The organism is Kluyvera georgiana ATCC 51603, assembly GCF_001654985.1.
GTDB classification, from domain to species: Bacteria; Pseudomonadota; Gammaproteobacteria; order Enterobacterales; family Enterobacteriaceae; genus Kluyvera; species Kluyvera georgiana.
On record NZ_LXEU01000078.1, the window covers coordinates 1 to 22,556 of the forward strand.

18 protein-coding genes are annotated in these 22,556 nt (G+C 56.6%); 13 read left to right on the forward strand and 5 right to left on the reverse strand.

Going from position 1 to position 22,556, the window contains the following annotated elements; genetic code table 11:
- On the forward strand, positions 1-451 hold a 451-nt coding region (locus tag M989_RS18905; protein WP_157093574.1), incomplete at its 5' end, for an ROK family protein.
- Positions 452-531: 80 nt separating this feature from the next.
- Here the strand turns inward: M989_RS18905 and sbcC are convergent.
- Together sbcC and sbcD are read right to left on the reverse strand one after the other, a co-directional pair.
- Positions 532-3,672, reverse strand: a complete 3,141-nt coding sequence (gene sbcC / locus M989_RS18910; RefSeq protein ID WP_064547837.1) for an exonuclease subunit SbcC — start codon at positions 3,670-3,672, stop codon at positions 532-534.
- A complete protein-coding gene (gene sbcD / locus M989_RS18915) occupies positions 3,669-4,871 on the reverse strand; it encodes an exonuclease subunit SbcD (RefSeq protein ID WP_064547839.1) in 1,203 nt (400 codons plus the stop codon). Before sbcD ends, sbcC begins: the two co-directional genes overlap by 4 nt.
- A 191-nt stretch (positions 4,872-5,062) precedes the next feature.
- Between sbcD and phoB the strand changes: the two genes are divergently transcribed.
- From phoB to malZ, 5 genes are all read left to right on the forward strand, one after another.
- On the forward strand, positions 5,063-5,752 hold the full coding sequence (gene phoB / locus M989_RS18920; protein WP_035895131.1) for a phosphate response regulator transcription factor PhoB: 690 nt from the start codon (positions 5,063-5,065) through the stop codon (positions 5,750-5,752).
- Between the two features lie 21 nt (positions 5,753-5,773).
- Positions 5,774-7,069, forward strand: coding sequence for a phosphate regulon sensor histidine kinase PhoR (gene phoR / locus M989_RS18925; RefSeq protein ID WP_064547841.1), 1,296 nt, complete (start codon positions 5,774-5,776; stop codon positions 7,067-7,069).
- Between the two features lie 409 nt (positions 7,070-7,478).
- Positions 7,479-8,798: a branched-chain amino acid transporter carrier protein BrnQ gene (gene brnQ / locus M989_RS18930; RefSeq protein ID WP_064547843.1), complete on the forward strand. Its 1,320-nt coding sequence runs from the start codon at positions 7,479-7,481 to the stop codon at positions 8,796-8,798.
- A 128-nt stretch (positions 8,799-8,926) separates the two neighbouring features.
- Entirely contained in the window at positions 8,927-10,279 is a 1,353-nt protein-coding gene (gene proY, locus M989_RS18935; protein WP_064548121.1) for a proline-specific permease ProY, read from the forward strand.
- A gap of 154 nt (positions 10,280-10,433) precedes the next feature.
- Positions 10,434-12,251, forward strand: a complete 1,818-nt coding sequence (gene malZ / locus M989_RS18940) for a maltodextrin glucosidase (protein ID WP_064548123.1) — start codon at positions 10,434-10,436, stop codon at positions 12,249-12,251.
- Here malZ and M989_RS18945 read toward each other — a convergent pair.
- Positions 12,245-13,147 carry a LysR family transcriptional regulator gene (locus M989_RS18945; protein WP_064547844.1) on the reverse strand — a complete coding sequence of 301 codons (903 nt, stop codon included), beginning with the start codon at positions 13,145-13,147 and terminating at the stop codon, positions 12,245-12,247. The two genes, malZ and M989_RS18945, sit on opposite strands and share 7 nt — an antisense overlap.
- 272 nt (positions 13,148-13,419) lie before the next feature.
- Between M989_RS18945 and M989_RS18950 the strand changes: the two genes are divergently transcribed.
- Genes M989_RS18950 through M989_RS18960 form a run of 3 tightly spaced genes read left to right on the forward strand, consistent with a single transcriptional unit; the run spans position 13,420 to position 16,551 of the window.
- Entirely contained in the window at positions 13,420-14,061 is a 642-nt protein-coding gene (locus M989_RS18950) for a hydrolase (protein WP_003021513.1), read from the forward strand.
- A gap of 59 nt (positions 14,062-14,120) precedes the next feature.
- Positions 14,121-14,663, forward strand: a complete 543-nt coding sequence (locus M989_RS18955) for an antibiotic biosynthesis monooxygenase (RefSeq protein ID WP_064547846.1) — start codon at positions 14,121-14,123, stop codon at positions 14,661-14,663.
- 19 nt (positions 14,664-14,682) lie between these two features.
- Positions 14,683-16,551 carry an amidohydrolase gene (locus M989_RS18960; RefSeq protein ID WP_064547848.1) on the forward strand — a complete coding sequence of 623 codons (1,869 nt, stop codon included), beginning with the start codon at positions 14,683-14,685 and terminating at the stop codon, positions 16,549-16,551.
- Between the two features lie 69 nt (positions 16,552-16,620).
- On the opposite strand, the gene M989_RS18965 is transcribed toward M989_RS18960, so the two are convergent.
- Entirely contained in the window at positions 16,621-17,223 is a 603-nt protein-coding gene (locus M989_RS18965; RefSeq protein ID WP_064547849.1) for a peroxiredoxin, read from the reverse strand.
- Positions 17,224-17,394: 171 nt separating this feature from the next.
- The gene (gene acpH / locus M989_RS18970) at positions 17,395-17,976 is read right to left on the reverse strand and encodes an ACP phosphodiesterase (RefSeq protein ID WP_064547851.1); all 582 of its coding nucleotides are present in this window, start codon (positions 17,974-17,976) and stop codon (positions 17,395-17,397) included.
- 91 nt (positions 17,977-18,067) lie between these two features.
- Between acpH and queA the strand changes: the two genes are divergently transcribed.
- Genes queA through secD form a run of 4 tightly spaced genes read left to right on the forward strand, consistent with a single transcriptional unit; the run spans position 18,068 to position 22,552 of the window.
- Positions 18,068-19,138, forward strand: coding sequence for a tRNA preQ1(34) S-adenosylmethionine ribosyltransferase-isomerase QueA (gene queA / locus M989_RS18975; RefSeq protein ID WP_064547853.1), 1,071 nt, complete (start codon positions 18,068-18,070; stop codon positions 19,136-19,138).
- A 56-nt stretch (positions 19,139-19,194) separates the two neighbouring features.
- Positions 19,195-20,322: a tRNA guanosine(34) transglycosylase Tgt gene (gene tgt / locus M989_RS18980; RefSeq protein WP_012133574.1), complete on the forward strand. Its 1,128-nt coding sequence runs from the start codon at positions 19,195-19,197 to the stop codon at positions 20,320-20,322.
- A gap of 22 nt (positions 20,323-20,344) precedes the next feature.
- Positions 20,345-20,677: a preprotein translocase subunit YajC gene (gene yajC / locus M989_RS18985; RefSeq protein WP_002890398.1), complete on the forward strand. Its 333-nt coding sequence runs from the start codon at positions 20,345-20,347 to the stop codon at positions 20,675-20,677.
- Between the two features lie 27 nt (positions 20,678-20,704).
- On the forward strand, positions 20,705-22,552 hold the full coding sequence (gene secD, locus M989_RS18990; protein ID WP_074398825.1) for a protein translocase subunit SecD: 1,848 nt from the start codon (positions 20,705-20,707) through the stop codon (positions 22,550-22,552).
- Positions 22,553-22,556: the final 4 nt, after the last annotated feature.

Below are 22,556 nucleotides of genomic sequence, written 5' to 3' on the forward strand. Positions count from 1 at the left end.
GGGCGAATGGGGGCATAATCCACTGCCGTGGATGAATGACGACGAGCTGCGCTATCGCGCGGAAGTGCCGTGCTATTGCGGTAAGCAGGGTTGCATTGAGACCTTTATTTCCGGCACCGGTTTTGCCACCGACTACCAGCGGTTAAGCGGGCGTCCATTGAAGGGCAGTGAGATTATGCGCCTGGTGGATGAAGGTGATGCGCTGGCAGAACAGGCGCTCTGTCGCTACGAGCAGCGGCTGGCGAAATCGCTGGCGCACGTGGTGAATATTCTCGACCCGGACGTGATTGTGCTGGGCGGGGGGATGAGCAACGTTGAACGGCTATACCAGACGGTACCGCAGCTTGTGAAAGAATGGGTGTTTGGCGGTGAGTGCGAAACGCCGATCCGTAAAGCGCTGCACGGGGACTCCAGCGGGGTTCGCGGGGCGGCGTGGCTGTGGCCGGCGTGATGCGTCGCTGTTGGCCGGATAAGGCGTAGCCGCCATCCGGCACTCTGCTGGAATGCCCGATGGCGCTGCGCTTATCGGGCCTACTCAACGGCAAACATTTTATCCAGTCGACTATATCCCAACCCGTTGATCTTCTTGACCTTAATTTGCACCGGAATGCGCTCTTTCATCGCCTCAACGTGGCTGATCACGCCGATGATTTTGCCGCTGGCGTTGAGTGCGTCCAGCGCATCCAGCGCGGTATCGAGCGTTTCGCTGTCGAGCGTACCGAAACCTTCATCGAGGAACAGCGAGTCGATGCGCGTTTTATGGCTGACCAGATCGGAGAGCGCCAGCGCCAGCGCGAGGCTGACGAGGAAGCTTTCGCCACCGGAGAGCGTGCGGGTATCGCGTACCGCGTCCGCCTGCCAGGTGTCAACCACCTCCAGTTCCAGCGCGTCGCTGACTTTACGTTGCAACAGATAGCGACCATGCAGGCGACTAAGCTGTTCGTTGGCGAGCCACACCAGATTATCCAGCGTCAGCCCCTGGGCGAATTTACGGAATTTATCCCCCTCTTTGGAGCCAATGAGCGCATTTAAATGCGCCCAGTCTTCCAGCACGGCATGGGCTTTTTCAATCTCAACGAACAGCGACTGCTGCTGCTGACGATTGTCGCTGTCCTGCTTGAGCTGCTGGCGCAGTTCGCCCTGGCGCTCGCTGTTTTCGCGTAGCTGACGGGCAAGCTGCTGAAGCTGCTCCTGCACGTCGGCAAGGCTCAAATCGGCTGTCAGCGTTTCCGGGCGCACGGTCAAATGATGTTGCAACGCTTCCTGTACCTGTGCGGCGAGGGTTTGGCGCTGCTGGTGCTGCGTCTCCAGCATCTGTTTAAGCTGTTCCAGACGCTGGCGCTCGTCGGCATCCAGTAGCGCATCCAGAAATGCCTGTCGGTCCAGGAAGTGCGAGGCGGAAAGCTGCTGGTCGAAGGTCTGTTCCACCTGCTGAAGACGCTGATTTTCCAGTTTTTCTTGTTGCTGAAGCGTTTGCCACTGGCTTTCCAGCGACACACAGTCATGATGCGCCTGTTGCCAGCCGTCAAGCGAGGCCTGTTGGCCATCGTCGGCATTTTCGGCGGGCGGCAGGGTTTCCAGCAGCGGCTGAATCAACGCCAGCTGCTGTTGGGTGCTCTGGCTTTGCGCCTGTTGCTGTTGCCACTGGGCTATCTCGGTTTCGCGCGCCGTCAGCCAACTGTTTTCATCGCCAGCCTGCGGTTGCGACAGGCCAAAAGCCGTGAACGATTGATTAAGCGCGGCAGTACGCTGCTCCTGTTCTTCGCGTAGCTGCGTTAGCTGCGCCTCAAGCTCGCGAAGCTGCTGTTCCAGCGTCAGGCGTTGTTGGTGCTGATAACGCTGCTGTTCGGCGTCATCCTGCGCGGCCAGCCAGCCGTTGATATCGTCAGTCGGTTGCAGATCGATATGTAGATGCTGGAGCGTCTCCTGCCACTGTGAGGTAAGCGCTTGCTCCTGCTGAGAAAGCGAGGTGAGCTCGTCATTTTCTTTCTGCTGCTGTTTTTGCAGCGTCTCCTGCTGGCCACGCAGCGTCGCGCCGTTTTCGGCCAGCTGCGAAACCTCTTTTTCCAGCGCATCGCGACGTGCTTTATTGGCGTCCGGTTTTAAAGCCTGATATTCGGCCAGCGCCGGATGGCTGGTGGAACCGCACAGCGGGCACGGCGCGCCTGGCTGGAGACGCGCGCGCTCGGCTTCCAGCTTAACGATGGTGTCTTCCAAATCGCAAATGGCCTTAACGTCGGCCAACAGCTGTTTTTTCTCTTTATAGACCTGGCGAAGCTGGGTCAGTTCGGCGATTATTTTCTCCAACTGCTGCTGGCGCTGCTGCTGAGCATCCATCAGCTGCTGTCGGCGGGCGTTGAGCGGGATAAACCGTGCGTGCAGGCTGCTGAGCTGCTGGCGCTGCGGGCGCGCCGCCGCGTGTTCGGCGATTCGGGCGGCGACCTCTTCCTGCGTGAGCGTCAGCGTGGAAGGCGGTAGCTGGTTCAGCTGTGTTGCCAGCGCATTACGGCGCTGTTCTTGCGTTTGTTGCTGCGCACGTTCCCGCGTCTGCTGAGCAAATGCGCTCCGCCATCCGGTGAGCTCGCCTTGCCAGCGCTGAATATGTTCATGCGCCTGAAGCCATTGTTGCTGTTGTTGCAGCGACTGCGTGAGCGCGGCGTGCTGGTGTTCCGCGCTGTAGCGAATGCGATCTCGCAGGGTGCGTGCTGCCTGTAAGCGAGTATTCACTTGCAGAACCTGCGCACGGGTTTTGGCCACCGTGGCGGCCTGTTCCTGCATCTGTGACCAGTGCGGGCGCAGCGCTTCAGCGGGCTGCGCGCGGCTCAGCACGGCGAGCTGCGGCTGCGCCGCTTCCAGCACCTGCTGGGATTCTTTCAACGCCTGCTGGGTTTTCTGCCCGTCTTGTTCCAGCTCCGTACGGCGTGACAGCCATTGCTGATGCGTGAGGGCGGTCGCCTGCTGTTGTTGCCACTGCTTTTCATCGGAAGTAAGCGCCTGCAAACTTTGCTGTAGGGACTGTTGCTGCTCTTCGCTCAGCAGCACCACACCGCTGGCCTGGGCCTGAAGCTTGTCGAGGTCATTACGCGCCTGCTTATGTTTTTCAAAGACCTGCGCGGAAATCTGGCCGTAAATTTCGGTGCCGGTCAACTCTTCCAGCAGCTCGGCGCGCTCTTTCGGTTTGGCGTTGAGGAAGGCGGCAAACTGGCCCTGTGAGAGCAACATGGAGCGGGTAAAGCGGCCATAGTCCAGCCCGCTGAGCGACGCGGTCATCTCCAGCTTGTCTTTGACCTTATCCGCCAGAATTTGCCCGTCGGCGCAGCGTGCCAGTTCGACGCGCGGCGCCTGTAAATTACCGTCCGGCTGGTTGCGCGCGCGGTTCTGGCTCCAGAAGGCGCGATAGGCGACGCCCTGTACTTCAAACTCGACTTCCGCCAGACACTCGGCGGTGTCGCGGGTCATCAGGTCATTTTGTGACTGCGAAACGGTATTGAGGCGCGGCGTCTCGTGGTACAGCGCCAGGCAGATGGCGTCGAGCAGGGTGGTTTTGCCCGCGCCGGTCGGGCCGGTGATGGCAAACAGACCGTTGCTGGCGAAAGGCTCCTGGGTGAAATCGATTTTCCACTCACCTTTGAGCGAGTTAAGATTTTTCAGGCGCAGGCTGAGAATTTTCATGGTTGTTGTTCCTCGCCAAGGCTGTTTAGCGTTTCGGTAAACAGCGTTTGCAGGCGTTGCTGCTGCGGTTCCTCAAGCGTTTCCAGCGCCAGGCGGCGTTGGAACACCTCTTCAATACTCAGCTCGCTCAGGGTTTCACGCGTCTGACTTTCCAGAATACGCTGGCGCTGCTTGCGGCTGCGGCGCACCAGCAGCACCTCGACCGGGAGTTCGTCGGTGATGGCCTGGATTTTACGTTGAATGTCATGCAGATATTCGTCGCTGGTGATTTCGATATCGAGCCACGTGGTGGCCTCGGTATCGGTTTTCTCCCACGCCGCGAGCTGTGCGCTGATGCTGTCGAAATCGCCCTTAATCACCGCCAGCGCCTGCGTGATGGGGACGGTTAGCGGGGTCACTGCGGCCAGCTTGCCGTCGCTAAATGTCACCAGGTTTACGCTTTTCGCTTTGCCGGTTTCGTCAAAGCTTAACGGGAGAGGCGAGCCGCTATAGCGGATATGCTCGCTGCCGCCGATTTTCTGCGCCCGGTGAATATGCCCCAGCGCGATGTAATCGGCTGGCGGGAAATTCTGCGCCGGGAAAGCATCCAGCGTGCCAATATAGATATCGCGCACCGCGTCGCTTTTACTGGCGCCGACGGTGGTCAGATGGCCGCTGGCGATGATCGGCAGCGGCAGGTCGCCGCGTAGCCCGCAGGCCTGTTGATACTGCTGCTGATAGTAATCAGTGATGCTTTCCAGCACCTGACGTACTTTTTCATTGCCAGAAAGCCCCGCCTGGCTGGTGATGATGTCGCGCGGACGCAGAAACGGCACCGGGCAGAACACTGCGCCGGGCGTGCCGTCGCGCTGATTCAGAATAAACGGCGCATGACCCGCGCTGGCAATCACCGTGGTATTGAGGAACGACAGAATATCGCGCGATTCGTTAAGTGTCGCCACCGAGTCATGGTTGCCCGCCAGCACCACCAGATGGCAGCCCGTTTGCTGAAGATTGACCACAAAGCGGTTATACAGCTCGCGCGCGTAGCTCGGCGGCGAACCGGTATCGAAGATGTCGCCCGCGACGATAATCGCGTCTACGCGCTCCGCCTCGGCGGTGGTCAGCAGCCAGCGCAGAAAGGCATCGTGTTCGGCCGCGCGGCTCTTGCTGTAGAAGTTCTGGCCGAGGTGCCAGTCCGAGGTATGGATAATGCGCATAGCGATTCCGTAAGAAGTGACGTAAAGTTGATTATAAACATTCACCTACGCTGGGGTCGATGAGCGCGTATGGCGCGTGTCATAAACGCTTAAGCGCGATCATCAAACGGTCATGTTTATCATAAAACTGTCATAAATCTGACGCATAATGACGCCGTATATAATACTGATGTCTAAAAACAGGGCAAATAATGGCAAGACGTATTCTGGTCGTTGAAGATGAAGCGCCAATCCGCGAAATGGTCTGTTTCGTGCTGGAACAAAACGGTTTTCAGCCGGTAGAAGCGGAAGATTACGATACCGCAGTGAGTAAACTGAATGAACCCTGGCCCGACCTTATTCTGCTCGACTGGATGCTACCGGGCGGTTCGGGGCTGCAATTTATTAAGCATATCAAACGTGAAGCCTTAACCCGCGATATTCCGGTAGTGATGCTGACTGCTCGCGGTGAAGAGGAAGATCGGGTGCGCGGCCTGGAGACGGGCGCGGATGATTACATTACTAAGCCCTTCTCACCAAAAGAGCTGGTCGCGCGCATTAAAGCCGTGATGCGGCGCATTTCACCGATGGCGGTGGAAGAGGTGATCGAGATGCAGGGCCTGAGCCTCGATCCCACTTCCCATCGCGTGATGACTGGCGAAAACCCTCTCGATATGGGGCCGACCGAGTTTAAGCTATTACACTTCTTTATGACTCACCCGGAGCGCGTGTACAGCCGTGAACAGCTGCTGAACCACGTCTGGGGTACCAACGTGTATGTGGAAGACCGTACCGTCGACGTTCATATTCGTCGGCTGCGTAAGGCGCTGGAGCACAGCGGCCACGATCGTATGGTGCAAACCGTTCGCGGCACGGGCTATCGTTTCTCTGCCCGATTCTAATTTTTGACAGGAGAGTGACGCGTGCTGGAACGGCTGTCATGGAAAAGGCTGGCCCTGGAGCTGCTATTATGCTGTCTCCCGGCTGTCGTACTGGGACTGATTTTTGGTTATCTGCCGTGGTTTTTACTGGCGGCAGTGACCGGCCTGCTGATCTGGCATTTCTGGAATCTGTTGCGTTTGTCGTGGTGGCTGTGGGTCGATAGAAGTATGACGCCGCCGCCGGGGCGCGGCAGCTGGGAGCCGCTGCTGTACGGGCTTAACCAGATGCAGTTGCGTAATAAAAAGCGTCGCCGCGAGCTGGGAAATCTGATTAAACGCTTTCGTAGCGGCGCCGAGTCGCTGCCAGACGCCGTGGTGTTGACCACGGAAGAAGGGGCGATCTTCTGGTGTAATGGCCTTGCCCAGCAACTGCTGGGGCTTCGCTGGCCCGACGATAGCGGGCAAAACATCCTCAACCTGCTGCGTTACCCCGAATTTACCCAACACCTCAAAAAACGCGATTTTCTCAAGCCGCTGCATCTGGTGCTGAATAACGGTCGCCATCTGGAAATCCGCGTTATGCCGTATACCGACCGTCAGCTGCTGATGGTGGCGCGCGACGTGACGCAGATGCACCAGTTGGAAGGTGCGCGGCGTAATTTCTTTGCCAACGTCAGCCATGAGTTACGTACGCCGCTCACCGTGCTGCAGGGTTATCTGGAAATGATGCACGAGCAGGTGCTGGAAGGGAACGTGCGTGAAAAAGCGCTGCACACCATGCGCGAGCAGACCCAGCGCATGGAAGGGTTGGTCAGGCAGCTGTTAACGCTGTCGAAGATTGAAGCCTCGCCAACGCTCGCGCTGAATGAAAAAATCGACGTACCGATGATGCTGCGGGTGGTCGAACGTGAAGCACAGACGCTGAGCCAGAATAAGCATCAGTTCCGCTTTGAAGTCGATGAAACGCTGAAGGTGCTGGGCAATGAGGATCAGCTGCGCAGCGCGATGTCGAATCTGGTCTATAACGCCGTGAATCATACGCCGGAAGGTACGTTGATTACGGTGCGCTGGCAGCATGCACCGCATGGGGCGCTGTTTAGCGTCGAAGATAACGGGCCGGGCATCGCGCCAGAGCACCTGCCAAGGCTCACCGAACGCTTTTATCGTGTGGATAAAGCGCGCTCCAGGCAGACCGGCGGCAGTGGGCTGGGGTTAGCGATTGTGAAACATGCCGTCAGCCACCACGACAGTCGCCTGGAGATTAGCAGTGAAGTCGGCAAGGGATCGTGCTTTAGTTTCCTGCTGCCGGAACGTTTAATTGCCAAAAACAGCGACTGATCGCCAGCTTGTCATCTTAACTTTCCACAGACCAGCCCTGGCTGGTCTGTTTGCTTTGCAGTTAAGAAAACGCTGCCTGATTAACGAACGTCTGGTTGTTTTTTGTTCGCATGATTAGCCGGATGTTTTTCTTAAATCCAGTCAATAAGTCTGGTTGTTAATTGAGTATCAATATAATCATCTGGTTTTGCGATCCCGTGTTGCTTTAAAACGTTATAAGCGTTTAAATTGGCCCCCGTACGGTCGTAAACAGACTGTTTATACGCGGTAAATCAAAAAACTATTCTTATTTACTCCGCGAAGGGAGCATATCCCTCTGAGTTTATCGTTGGTTTGCTCTGTATCATTCCGCTGAATCCATTGCGATAAATTTGTTTTACAACACCACATCCACAGGCAGTAGTTACATATGACCCATCAATTAAAATCGCGTGACATCATCGCTCTGGGCTTCATGACCTTTGCGTTGTTTGTTGGCGCAGGTAACATCATTTTTCCTCCTATGGTTGGTCTGCAGGCCGGTCCTCACGTCTGGACCGCGGCGATCGGCTTCCTGATTACTGCTGTGGGTCTTCCGGTGCTGACCGTAGTCGCGCTCGCCAAAGTGGGCGGCGGCGTTGATAGCCTGAGTACGCCAATCGGCAAAGTGGCGGGCGTGCTGCTTGCCACCGTCTGCTATCTGGCGGTTGGGCCGCTGTTCGCTACGCCGCGTACCGCGACCGTCTCGTTTGAAATTGGTATTGCGCCGCTGACCGGTAGCGGTGAACTGCCGCTGTTTATCTATAGCCTTATCTATTTTGCGCTAGTGATTCTGGTCTCGCTGTATCCGGGCAAGCTGCTCGATACCGTCGGCAACTTCCTGGCGCCGCTGAAAATTCTGGCGCTGATTGTGCTGGCCGTTGCGGCGGTTATCTGGCCTGCCGGCCCGATCAGCCATGCGCTGGATGCCTATGAAACCGCCGCGTTTTCTAATGGTTTCGTTAACGGCTACCTGACCATGGACACGCTTGGCGCGATGGTCTTCGGGATTGTTATCGTTAACGCCGCACGTTCTCGCGGTGTGACGGAAGCGCGTTTACTGACTCGCTACACTATCTGGGCCGGTCTGATGGCCGGTGTCGGCCTGACGCTGCTGTACCTGGCGCTGTTCCGCCTGGGTTCTGATAGCGCGATTCTGGTCGATCAGAACGCCAACGGCGCGGCGATTCTGCATGCTTACGTTCAGCACACTTTTGGGGGGGCCGGGAGCTTCCTGCTGGCGGCGCTGATCTTCATCGCCTGTCTGGTAACCGCGGTTGGCCTGACCTGCGCTTGTGCCGAGTTTTTTGCTCAGTACCTGCCGTTCTCCTACCGCACGCTGGTGTTTATCCTTGGTCTGTTCTCAATGGCGGTGTCAAATCTGGGGCTCAGCCATCTGATTCAGATTTCGATTCCGGTGCTGACGGCCATCTATCCACCGTGTATCGCACTTGTAGTACTCAGCTTTACGCGTAATTGGTGGCATAATTCGGGCCGCGTTATTGCACCACCGATGTTCATCAGCCTTGTTTTTGGTATCCTTGACGGGATTAAAGCCTCTGCGTTCGCAGACGTGCTGCCGGGGTGGGCCGCTCGTCTGCCGCTGGCCGAGCAGGGTCTGGCATGGCTGATGCCGACGGTCGTTATGGCGGTTCTGGCGATTGTCTGGGACCGTATGGCGGGTCGTCAGGTGACATCAAGCGCGCATTAATTCGCGTCGCAGAGTCAGGTGTTTTAACCACGGAACGTGATGTTCCGTGGTTTTTTATTTTGGGTACTTTCACCTAAGTCCTTCGCGGTGACGCGGGGGATGATGGGTATGACATGGCACTGGAAACGATGGAAAACAACAAGCTGAAGCGCGGGCTAAGCACCCGACACATTCGCTTTATGGCCCTCGGATCGGCAATTGGTACGGGGCTGTTTTACGGCTCCGCCGACGCCATCAAGATGGCCGGGCCAAGCGTGCTGCTGGCCTATATTATCGGCGGCGTGGCCGCTTATATCATTATGCGCGCACTGGGCGAGATGTCGGTACATAACCCTGCCGCCAGCTCGTTCTCCCGCTATGCGCAGGAAAACCTCGGCCCGCTGGCGGGCTATATTACCGGCTGGACCTACTGTTTTGAGATTTTGATTGTCGCCATTGCCGACGTCACCGCGTTCGGCATCTATATGGGCGTCTGGTTCCCGGCGGTACCGCACTGGATCTGGGTGCTCAGCGTGGTGCTGATTATCTGCGCCATTAACCTGATGAGCGTGAAGGTATTTGGCGAGCTGGAGTTCTGGTTCTCCTTCTTCAAAGTCGCCACCATCATCATCATGATCGTGGCCGGTTTTGGCATCATTATCTGGGGCATCGGCAACGGCGGGCAGCCAACGGGTATTCATAACCTGTGGAGCAACGGCGGCTTCTTCAGCAACGGCTGGCTCGGCATGGTGATGTCATTGCAGATGGTGATGTTCGCCTACGGCGGTATCGAGATTATCGGTATCACCGCCGGGGAAGCGAAAGACCCGGAGAAATCCATTCCGCGCGCCATCAACTCCGTGCCGATGCGTATTCTGGTGTTCTACGTGGGGACGCTGTTCGTGATTATGTCCATCTACCCGTGGAACCAGGTGGGCACCGACGGCAGCCCGTTTGTGCTGACTTTCCAGCATATGGGGATTACCTTCGCGGCCAGTATTCTTAACTTCGTGGTGCTGACGGCGTCGCTGTCGGCGATTAACTCTGATGTGTTTGGCGTCGGGCGTATGCTGCACGGCATGGCCGAGCAGGGCAGCGCGCCGAAGGTGTTTGCGAAAACCTCGCGCCGCGGTATTCCGTGGGTGACGGTGATGGTGATGACCATCGCGCTGCTGTTCGCGGTGTACCTGAACTACATCATGCCGGAAAACGTCTTCCTGGTGATCGCGTCGCTGGCCACCTTCGCCACCGTGTGGGTGTGGATTATGATTCTGCTGTCGCAGGTGGCGTTCCGTCGTCGTCTGTCGGCAGATGAAGTTAAGGCGTTGAAGTTTAAGGTGCCGGGCGGCGTCGCCACTACCATTGTGGGGCTGGTGTTCCTGGTCTTTATCATCGGCCTGATTGGCTATCACCCGGATACGCGCATCTCGCTGTACGTTGGTTTTGCGTGGATTATCCTGCTGCTGGTGGGGTGGATGTTTAAAACCCGTCGCAGTCGCTGATCATCGCGAACGTTGTTAAACCCGGCCTCGCGCCGGGTTTTTTGTTTGTGCAATCTGCGCCCCCGTCCTCCTCCCTACAAAAAAGTTTGAAAGAGGATTAGAGGGGCAGGGACGTATGGCAAGGTGTGCTCATTTTGATGATAGGGGATAGATGATGTTAAACGCCTGGCACCTTCCGGTTGCGCCCTTTATTAAGCAGCGGCAGGATAAACTGATGATCACACTGTGGCTGCGCGGCGATGACCTTCCGCAGCGGGTGACGATGCGTGCGGAAGTGGACAACGAAGAGACGACGGTGCCCATGCGCCGTAGCGGTAAATCGCCTGTAGCTGACGTTGTGCAGTGGCGTGCGGAAATCGCGCTGCATGAGGGCCAGCCGCGCCGTCGCTATGCGTTTAAGCTGCTGTGGGACGACCGCCAATTATGGTTTGCGCCAAAAGGTTTGAGCGCCTTCCCTCCGGCGAAGCTGGAACTCTTTGCCTATGATTGCCCGGACGACAGCCCGCAGTGGGTAAGCGAGCAGATTTTCTATCAGATTTTCCCCGACCGTTTCGCACGTAGCCAGAAGCGCAGCGAGCAGCAGGACAAGGTCTATCATCATCATGCCGCCGGGCACGACATCATCCTGCGCGACTGGGATGAACCATTGACCGCTGAAGCCGGCGGCTCGACCTTTTACGGCGGCGATCTTGACGGTATCAGCGAGAAGCTGCCGTACCTCAAGGCGTTGGGCGTAACCGCGTTGTACCTGAATCCGGTCTTTACCGCGCCGAGCGTGCACAAGTACGATACCGAAAATTACCGCGAAGTGGATCCGCAGTTTGGCGGTAACGATGCGTTGCTGCGCCTGCGGCACAACACGCAGCGTGAAGGCATGCGGCTGATACTCGACGGCGTCTTCAACCACAGCGGCGACACACATGCCTGGTTCGACCGACATCAACGCGGCGACAACGGCGCGTGTCATCATGCGAGCTCTCCGTGGCGGGATCGCTACAGTTTCTCTGCCGAAGGCAAGGCGCTGGACTGGTTAGGTTATTCCAGCCTACCGAAGCTTGACTATCAGTCATCAACGCTGATTGACGAAATCTACGGCGGTGAGGACAGCATTGTGCGTCACTGGCTGAAAGCGCCGTGGAGCATGGACGGCTGGCGGCTGGATGTGGTGCATATGCTCGGTGAAGCTGGGGGAGCGAAGAACAACCTCAAGCACGTTGCGGCGATAACGCAGTCGGCGAAAGCGGCACGCCCGGATGCCTTCGTTTTCGGTGAACACTTTGGTGATGCGCGGCAGTGGTTGCAGCAGGATGCGGAAGATTCGGCGATGAACTACCGCGGCTTTACCTTCCCGCTGTGGGGGTTCCTGGCCAACACCGATATTTCATACGACCCGCAGAAAATCGATGCGCAAACCTGCATGGCGTGGATGGAGGATTACCGCGCCGGGCTGTCCCATCAGCAGCAGTTGCGCATGTTTAACCAGCTTGATAGCCACGATACCGCGCGCTTTAAATCGCTGCTCGGTCGCGACGTGGCGCGTCTGCCGCTGGCGGTGGTGTGGTTGTTCTGCTGGCCCGGCGTGCCGTGTATCTATTACGGCGATGAAGTGGGTCTGGATGGCAATAACGATCCCTTCTGCCGCAAGCCGTTCCCGTGGCATGAAAGCCAGCAGGACCAAACGCTGCTGGCGCTGTACCAGCGCTTAGCCGCGTTGCGTAAAGCGACGCCAGCCCTGCGCCACGGTGGATGCCTGGTGCTGTACGCCGAAGGCGATGTGGTGGTATTCCTGCGCGTATTGGGCGCGGAACGTGTACTGGTGGCGATTAACCGCGGGGAATCCTGTGAGGTGACGCTGCCGATATCGCCGCTGCTTGCCGTGAGCGGGTGGCAGCGCCGGGAAGGGGAAGGGCAGCAGGCTGATGCCACCCTGTCTCTCCCGGCCATTTCGGCCACGGTATGGACCGCTCATTGATACAGGCGAGCAATCTCAGCGCTGGCAAGCAGGGTTTCCCGCCACCAGCGCTGAGCTAAGCCATCACTACCGTTACGCCATGCCATATAGGCAACGTCTTTCTGACGGAAAGAGATAACCGATTTTTCGACCAGCTCGCCGGTGCTAAGCCACGGGCTGGCGATATGTCGGGGCAGAAAACCACAGCCGATACCGGCACGTAGCAGCATCACTTTGCTATTAAAATCGTCAACGCGAATTTGCGGCTGCTCGTCCATCAGATTGGTTTGCAGCGGGTGGCAATAGCGCGCACTGTCGCTGATGATCACCGCGCGATGCAGGCACAGCTGTTCATTGGTTAAGTCTTCCGGCACGGCGGCAAGCGGGTGATGGGGTGATACGACGAAAACATTGTCCAGCGTGCCGAGCATATGGTAGGACCAGGCCGCAGATGTCGGCGGCTCGTTGATGGCGCCGAGTATGATATCCGCGCCGTTATGCGTCAGCTCTTCCCAGGAACCGGCCAGCGTATGGTGGGTAAAATTGAGGCGTGTTTGCCTGTTCAGCGCATAAAAGGCTTCGATATGCGGCAGCAGTGCGGCAAAAGGAAACGAGTCATCCAGCGCAATCGCCAACTCCTTCTCCCAGCCCGCGCTCAGCTGTAGCGCCTGTTTTTCCAGATCCTTTGCCGCATTCAGCAGCAGTCGCCCCTTTTCCAACACCATACGTCCGGTATCGGTGAATTTTGCCCGATGCCCGGAGCGATCGAGCAGTTCGATACTCAGATCGCTTTCCAGCTTCTGGATCATATAGCTCAGGGCGGCAGGTGTTTTAAACAGTGATTCTGCCGCAGCGGCGAAAGTGCCGTGTTTATCGATAGCGTCAAGGATCAGTAAAACGTCGAGATTAATGCGCATAAGAAAAAATATCCTGAAAAATAAACCACTCAGTTGTAACGAATAGGAAAAAACAATGCTAGTGAATAAATTAGATGAAACCTGCGCATTTTTTTGATTCATGATGAGATACATCGTAATAAGAAAATAATACCGTCACAGGATGGTAAGTTTTCTTTAATAACTTGTTAGAAATTTCCCGCTATACTCAACAGGCTTTCTGATTCAGGATCCTGCTGCTGACGGCAGTGTAAGACCGTTGCCTTTTAACTTATTGATTAAGAAGGTGTGTTATGTCTATTCGGGAACTGATTGACCCTCAAAACTCTACGCTTATTTTTATTGACCATCAGCCGCAAATGTCTTTTGGCGTGGCAAATATCGATCGTCAAACGCTGAAAAATAATACCGTAGCGTTAGCGAAAGCCGGGAAAATATTTAATGTTCCGGTTATTTATACTTCCGTGGAAACCAAAAGTTTCAGCGGCTATATTTGGCCTGAATTGCTTGCCGTCCACCCTGATGTAAAACCTATCGAACGAACCTCAATGAACTCCTGGGAAGACGCTGCGTTTGTTAAAGCGGTGGAAGCAACCGGGCGTAAAAAGCTGATTATTTCCGCGCTGTGGACCGAAGTCTGCCTGACCTTCCCAGCCCTGATGGCGTTGGAAGCAGGCTATGAAGTGTATGTGGTGACCGACACTTCTGGCGGTACCTCCGTTGACGCTCACGAGCGTTCTATTGACCGCATGGTACAGGCTGGCGCAGTGCCGGTAACCTGGCAGCAGGTTCTGCTGGAGTACCAGCGCGACTGGTCGCGCAAAGAGACTTACGACGCGGTGATGGATCTGGTACGTGAACACAGCGGCGCTTACGGGATGGGCGTGGATTACGCCTACACCATGGTGCATGGCGCACCTGAACGTAAAGCCTAAGGTGAGGATGCCGACGGGGCTTCTCCCCGTCGGTTGGTCAGCGCAAGGAACCTATCGTCATGACGCAAAAGCACGTCACGCTGGTGATTACTCATGCCATTCGCCCTGAACACGTCGCACAATATGAAGCCTGGCTGGGCGAAATTATGCCCGTGGCGGCGAGCTACCCCGGCCATCTGGGCGCGAACGTGATTCGCCCGGTCGACGGGCAGACGGCGTGGAATATTATTATTCGCTTTGACACTCTCGAACACCTTTACGCCTGGACTCAGTCTGACGTCCGTCGCCAGCTGGTTAATGAGATTGCGCCGCTGCTCGGCGAAGGCGATCACACTGAAATTCGTACCGAACCCGCCTTCTGGTTTACGCCGCCCGCAGCGCATGTACGCCAGCCGAAACGCTGGAAACAGTTTCTGATAACGCTGCTGGTGATTTTCCCCAGTACTAACCTGGTGCCCGCTATTACCGGCGCGCTGCTGCCCTCGTTAAAGGGAACCTTGTTGCTGCATTTTCTCAACGATGCCTGCGTGGTCGCGCTGGTGGTCTGGTTCTGGATGCCCATCGTGACCCGCCTGTTTGCCAGTTGGTTAAAAAAAGCCTGAGCTGGCCAAGGAGAACGTTATGTCACAAACAGCCACACTGATCTTAACCCAGGGGCAGATTCATACCCTGGACAGTCAACAGCCGCGCGCCGAAGCGGTGGCGATCGCCGATGGCAAAATCCTCGCTGTCGGTAGCGACGTGCAGATGTTGTCTTATGCGGGCGAAGGTACGCAGATTATCGACCTTCATGGCCACACCGTGGTGCCAGGGCTTAACGACTCGCATCTGCACTTGATTCGCGGCGGGCTGAACTACAACCTTGAACTGCGCTGGGAAGGCGTGCCGTCGCTGGCGGATGCCCTGCGGATGCTGAAAGAGCAGGCCGACCGCACGCCATCGCCGCAGTGGGTGCGCGTTGTCGGCGGCTGGAGCGAGTTCCAGTTCGCCGAACGCCGCATGCCGACGCTGGAAGAGCTGAACGAAGCCGCGCCGGATACGCCGGTGTTTGTGCTGCACCTCTACGATCGCGCATTGCTCAACCGCGCGGCGCTGAAATCCGTCGGCTATACCAAAGAGACGCCGGCACCGGCGGGCGGCGAGATCGTTCGCGATAACAACGGCAACCCCACCGGGATGCTGATCGCCAAACCGAACGCCATGATCCTTTACGCCACGCTGGCGAAAGGGCCGAAGCTACCGCTGGAGCAGCAGGTTAACTCCACCCGTCAGTTTATGCGCGAACTCAACCGGCTGGGCCTGACCAGCGCCATCGACGCGGGCGGCGGTTTCCAGAACTACCCGGAAGATTACGAAATTATCGAACAGCTGCATGCTAACAAGCAGATGACCATTCGTATCGCCTACAACCTGTTTACCCAGCGTCCGAAACAGGAGCTGGACGACTTCGAGCGCTGGACCGATATGCTCAAGCCGGGACAGGGCACGGATTTTTATCGTGCCAACGGGGCCGGGGAGATGTTGGTGTTTTCGGCAGCCGATTTTGAAGACTTCCTGCAGCCGCGTCCGGATCTGCCGCCAGGAATGGAAGAGGAGCTGGAACGCGTGGTGCGCCATCTGGTCGAGCAGCGCTGGCCGTTCCGCCTGCATGCCACCTATGATGAATCCATCAGCCGCATGCTCGATGTGTTTGAGAAGGTGAACCGTGATATTCCGTTTAACGGCCTGCACTGGTTCTTTGACCACGCCGAGACCATTACCGAACGTAATATCGAGCGTGTGAAAGCGCTAGGGGGCGGCATCGCGGTACAGCACCGGATGGCTTTCCAGGGGGAGTACTTTGTCGATCGCTACGGGAAAGACGCGGTGAAACACACGCCGCCGGTGGCGAAGATGCTGGAGATGGAGGTGCCGGTTGGCCTCGGTACCGATGCAACGCGCGTGGCGAGCTATAACCCGTGGACGGCGCTGTACTGGCTGGTATCCGGGCGAACCGTTGGCGGGCTGGCGATGTACGAAGACGAAAATCGCCTGCCGCGCGACGTGGCGCTGGAGCTGTGGACGGCGGGTAGCGCCTGGTTCTCCAGCGAGCAGGGCAAAAAAGGCCGTATTGCCGCCGGGCAACTGGCCGATTTGGTGACGCTATCGAAGGATTACTTCAGCGTACCGGAAGAGGAGATTAAGGGGATTGAGTCAGTAATGACGATTGTCGATGGCCGCGTGGTGTACGCCGCCGGGCACTTTACCCCGCTGGCGCCGCCGCCCATTCCGGTGCTGCCGGAGTGGTCACCGGTGGTTAAAGTGCCGGGGCACTACCGCTCTGCGCCTCCGGGAGCCGATCATATCGGCGCGGTCGTGCAGATGCACCAGTGCTGCGGTAGCTGCGGCGTGCACGGGCATCAGCACGATCTGGCGCGCAAATCCGGCGTGCCGGTATCCGATGACCGTGCTTTCTGGGGCGCGCTGGGTTGTTCCTGCTTCTCGTTCTAATCTTTCGCTGACTTCGGATAACAAAAAAGGCTCGCAAAATGCGAGCCTTTTCAGCAGAACGCGAGCCGATTACAGGCTGGATACGTTCTCGCTCAGGTACTTAGCCACGCCGTCCGGAGACGCGTTCATGCCTTCTTTCCCTTTTTCCCACTGCGCCGGGCACACTTCGCCGTGCTGCTCGTGGAACTGCAGCGCATCAACCATACGCAGCATTTCGTCGATGTTACGGCCCAGCGGCAGGTCGTTAACCACCTGGTGGCGAACAACGCCGTTAGCGTCGATCAGGAAGGAGCCGCGCAGCGCAACGCCTTCGTCCGGATGTTCGATACCGTAAGCTTTCTGGATTTCGCGCTTAACGTCAGCAACCATTGCGTATTTCACTGCACCGATGCCGCCTTTGTCGACCGGGGTGTTACGCCATGCGTTGTGAACGAATTCGGAGTCAAAGGAGACGCCAACCACTTCAACGCCGCGCTTCTGGAACTCTTCGTAACGTTTGTCGAAAGCGATCAGCTCAGACGGGCAGACGAAGGTGAAGTCCATCGGCCAGAAGAACAGAACGGTGGCTTTACCCTGGGTGTGCTGTTTGAAATTGAATTTCTCAACGATTTCACCGTTGCCCAGTACCGCTGCTGCGGTGAAGTCAGGCGCTTGACGAGTAACCAGAACCATGGGGTTCTCCTTTGAATTTATAAGGTTAATGGAACGCAACGCGGGCCAGTATAGGGAGGGTAAGCGGCTAATACAAAAAGGCTTTGACGATTAATTTATTAGGTTTTACCTATCAATAATTTATTTTTTCCAAGTTTTTAAGAATAGCGCTTCCCGCCCAGAGCGCAAGGCTTACAGCGCTTTGTTTTTCGCCTGGCGCATCATTTGCGGATAAAACTGCCAGAAGCGGGTCTCCAGGGCGGCATAGTGGGCGTCGAGATCGTGCCATGAATCACGTAGCGCATCGAGTTTAGGCCGGCGGCTGGCCATGCCGTTAAGAACGCGCTGGATAAACGCCATCTCGCCATAGCGCTCAAGCCAGCGTTCCGACCACAGGTGCTCGTTCAGGGTAATAAAGCGCGCCGGAGCCTGGGGCAGAATAGTGATGACCTGCTCATGGGCATAGCGCACAAAATCGGGCAGGGCGATATCGGGCGAAATTTGCGCCCAGTGGCGGGAGAGAAAGTGGTCCCACATCACGTCAAGGGTGATTGGCGCGACCCGGCGCGTCTCGGGACGAAACCACTCGCGGGCCTCTTTCACCTGCGGCAGGTTGTCGGTCATCACGTCGATACGACGATGCAGATGAATACCGTCGACAATGGCGGCCGGATAGTCCTGCTGCGGGTTGCCGCGCACAAAATCGGCCAGCAGATTGCCCGACAGCGAGCTGTCGGCGAGGTGTGCGAGATGCAGGTGAGCGAGAAAATTCATGGTTTACTGTTTATCCAGAGGGGTAAGGGTTGCAGGGACGACGCCCCGGCACTAGACTACCCGCCTCATTATTAAGCCCAGAGTCACAGTCATGCGCGTTGCCGATTTCTCCTTTGAACTACCTGAATCCCTGATTGCCCACTATCCACAAGCCGAGCGTAGCAGCTGTCGCTTGCTGTCGCTGGACGGGCCGACGGGCGCGCTGACGCACGGTACTTTCACCGATTTGCTCGACAAGCTCAACCCTGGCGATCTTCTGGTCTTTAACAACACCCGCGTGATCCCGGCGCGTCTGTTTGGCCGTAAAGCCAGCGGCGGCAAGATTGAAGTGCTGGTCGAGCGTATGCTGGATGATAAACGTATTCTGGCACATATTCGCGCCTCTAAAGCGCCGAAGCCGGGCGCCGAGCTGCTGCTGGGCGACGACGAAAGCATTAAAGCGACGATGGTCGCGCGCCACGACGCGCTGTTTGAAGTTGAGTTCGACGACGAGCGTAGCGTGCTGGATATTCTGAATGCGATCGGCCACATGCCGCTGCCGCCGTACATCGATCGTCCGGACGAAGACGCCGACCGCGAGCTGTATCAGACCGTGTATAGCGAAAAGCCGGGCGCCGTTGCGGCACCGACCGCGGGTCTGCACTTTGACGAACCGCTGCTGGCGAAACTGCGCGAGAAAGGCATCGAAATGGCCTTTGTGACCCTGCACGTGGGCGCAGGCACTTTCCAGCCGGTACGCGTGGACAGCATTGAAGACCACATTATGCACTCCGAATACGCGGAAGTGCCGCAAGAGGTGGTTGACGCCGTGCTGGCGGCGAAAGCGCGCGGCAATCGCGTTGTCGCGGTCGGTACGACCTCAGTACGCTCGCTGGAAAGCGCGGCGCAGGCGGCAAAAGACGAACTGATTGCCCCGTTCTTCGGCGATACGCAGATCTTTATTTTCCCGGGCTATCAATACCAGGTGATTGATGCGCTGGTCACCAACTTCCACCTGCCGGAATCCACGTTGATTATGCTGGTTTCCGCTTTTGCCGGTTATCAGCACACCATGAACGCCTATAAGGCTGCTGTAGAACAAAAATATCGCTTTTTTAGTTACGGCGATGCCATGTTTATCACGTACAATCCGCAGGCTATTTCTGAGCGTGTCGGGGAATAAATCCGCGACATGAGTATTTAAAACGTCGGACTGTTTTTCTGACGCATGGAGTTAAGATGAAATTTGAACTGGACACCACAGACGGTCGCGCTCGCCGCGGCCGCCTGGTTTTCGATCGTGGCGTAGTGGAAACGCCTGCCTTTATGCCGGTCGGTACCTACGGCACCGTGAAGGGCATGACGCCGGAAGAAGTTGAAGCCACCGGCGCGCAGATTATTCTCGGCAACACTTTCCACCTGTGGCTGCGCCCGGGTCAGGAAATTATGAAACTGCACGGCGACCTGCACGATTTCATGCAGTGGAAAGGGCCGATTCTCACCGATTCCGGCGGTTTCCAGGTCTTCAGCCTGGGTGATATCCGTAAGATCACCGAGCAGGGCGTACACTTCCGCAACCCGATCAACGGCGATCCGATTTTCCTCGATCCGGAAAAATCCATGGAGATTCAGTACGATCTCGGATCCGACATCGTGATGATCTTCGACGAATGTACGCCGTACCCGGCGGACTGGGACTACGCGAAGCGCTCTATGGAGATGTCGCTGCGCTGGGCGAAACGCAGCCGCGACCGCTTTGATGGCCTCGGTAACAAAAATGCGCTGTTTGGCATCATTCAGGGTAGCGTTTACGAAGATTTACGCGATATCTCTGTCAAAGGTCTGGTAGAGATAGGCTTTGATGGCTACGCTGTCGGCGGTTTAGCGGTCGGTGAGCCGAAGGAAGACATGCACCGCATCCTGGAGCACGTTTGCCCGCAGATCCCTGCTGACAAACCGCGTTACCTGATGGGCGTTGGCAAACCGGAAGATCTGGTTGAAGGCGTACGTCGCGGTATCGACATGTTTGACTGCGTTATGCCAACGCGTAACGCCCGTAATGGTCATCTGTTCGTGACCGACGGCGTGGTAAAAATCCGCAATGCCAAGCATAAAAGCGACACGAGCCCGCTCGACGCTGAGTGTGATTGCTACACCTGTCGCAATTATTCGCGTGCATACTTGCATCATCTTGACCGTTGCAACGAAATATTGGGCGCGCGCCTCAATACCATTCATAATCTTCGCTACTATCAGCGCTTAATGGCTGGTTTACGCAAGGCTATTGAAGAGGGTAAATTAGAGAGCTTCGTGACCGATTTTTACCAACGTCAGGGGCGACCCGTTCCACCTTTGAACGTTGATTAATTTTAATAATGAGGGAAATTTAATGAGCTTTTTTATTTCTGATGCGGTAGCGGCAACAGGTGCTCCGGCGCAGGGCAGCCCGATGTCTCTGATTCTGATGCTGGTGGTATTTGGTCTGATTTTCTACTTCATGATCCTGCGTCCACAGCAAAAGCGCACCAAAGAGCACAAGAACCTGATGAACTCCATCGCGAAAGGCGATGAAGTCCTGACCAACGGTGGCCTGGTCGGTCGTGTAACCAAAGTAGCGGAAACTGGCTACATTGCTATCGCGCTGAACGACACCACTGAAGTGGTTATCAAACGTGACTTCGTAGCTGCCGTTCTGCCGAAAGGCACCATGAAGGCGCTGTAATATTCCGTTTTCCCAAAGGGAACTGCCGTGTTAAACCGTTATCCTTTGTGGAAGTATGTCATGCTGATCGTCGTGATTGTCGTCGGTCTGCTGTATGCGCTTCCCAACCTGTATGGTGAGGATCCGGCCGTTCAAATCACTGGCGTGCGCGGCGTCGCCGCCAGTGAGCAAACGCTGATCCAGGTCCAGAAAACGTTACAAGAAGAAAAAATCACCGCTAAGTCTGTGGCACTGGAAGAGGGCGCTATTCTTGCGCGCTTCGACACCACCGACATCCAGCTGCGCGCGCGTGAAGCGCTGATGGGCGTGCTGGGTGACAAATATGTCGTGGCGCTTAACCTTGCTCCGGCAACACCGCGCTGGCTGGCTGCGATTAAAGCAGAGCCAATGAAGCTCGGTCTTGACCTGCGTGGCGGCGTTCACTTCCTGATGGAAGTGGATATGGACACCGCGTTGGGCAAATTGCAGGAACAAAACATCGACAGTCTGCGCAGCGATTTGCGTGAGAAAAACATTCCGTATTCCAACGTACGCAAAGAAGATAACTATGGTCTGAGCATCACGTTCCGCGATGCTAACGCGCGCGATCAGGCTATCGCTTATCTGACCCCGCGTCACCGCGATATGGTTATCACCAGTCAGGGCAGTACGGCGCTGCGCGCGGTCATGACCGACGCGCGTCTGAGCGAAGCGCGTGAATATGCGGTTCAGCAGAACATTAACATTCTGCGTAACCGTGTTAACCAGCTGGGCGTGGCTGAGCCGGTGGTTCAACGCCAGGGCGCTGACCGCATCGTGGTTGAGCTGCCGGGTATCCAGGATACCGCTCGCGCGAAAGAAATTCTCGGCGCGACGGCAACCCTGGAATTCCGTCTGGTAAATACCAACGTCGATCAGGCTGCTGCCGCTTCTGGCCGTATTCCTGGTGACTCTGAGGTGAAAAACACGCGTGAAGGTCAGCCGGTTGTGCTGTACAAACGTGTGATTTTGACCGGTGACCATATCACCGACTCCACTTCAAGCCAGGATGAATACAACCAGCCGCAGGTGAACATCTCGCTGGATAGCGCGGGTGGCAACATCATGTCTAACTTCACCAAGGACAATATCGGCAAGCCGATGGCGACCCTGTTTGTGGAGTACAAAGACAGCGGTAAGAAAGACGCGAACGGTCGTGCCGTGCTGGTGAAACAGGAAGAGGTGATTAACATCGCCAATATCCAGTCTCGTCTGGGTAACAGCTTCCGTATTACCGGTATTGGCAATCCGAACGAAGCGCGTCAGCTGTCGCTGCTGCTGCGTGCGGGCGCGTTGATTGCGCCAATTCAGATTGTTGAAGAACGTACCATTGGCCCAACGCTGGGTATGCAGAACATCAAACAGGGCCTGGAAGCGTGTCTGGCCGGTCTGGTGGTTTCTATCCTGTTCATGATCTTCTTCTACAAGAAGTTCGGCCTGATTGCGACCAGCGCGCTGATCGCGAACCTGGTGCTGATTGTCGGCATTATGTCGCTGCTTCCGGGCGCGACGTTAAGTATGCCGGGGATTGCGGGGATTGTGTTAACCCTTGCGGTGGCGGTCGATGCGAACGTTCTGATCAACGAACGTATCAAAGAAGAGTTGAGCAACGGGCGTTCGGTGCAGCAGGCGATCAACGAAGGCTATGCCGGCGCGTTTAGCTCCATCTTTGATGCGAACATTACGACGCTGATTAAAGTCCTGATCCTGTATGCCGTCGGTACCGGGGCCATTAAAGGGTTCGCAATTACTACCGGTATCGGTGTAGCGACGTCGATGTTTACCGCGATTGTCGGTACGCGTGCCATCGTAAACCTGTTGTATGGCGGCAAACGCATCAACAAGCTGTCAATCTGAGGAG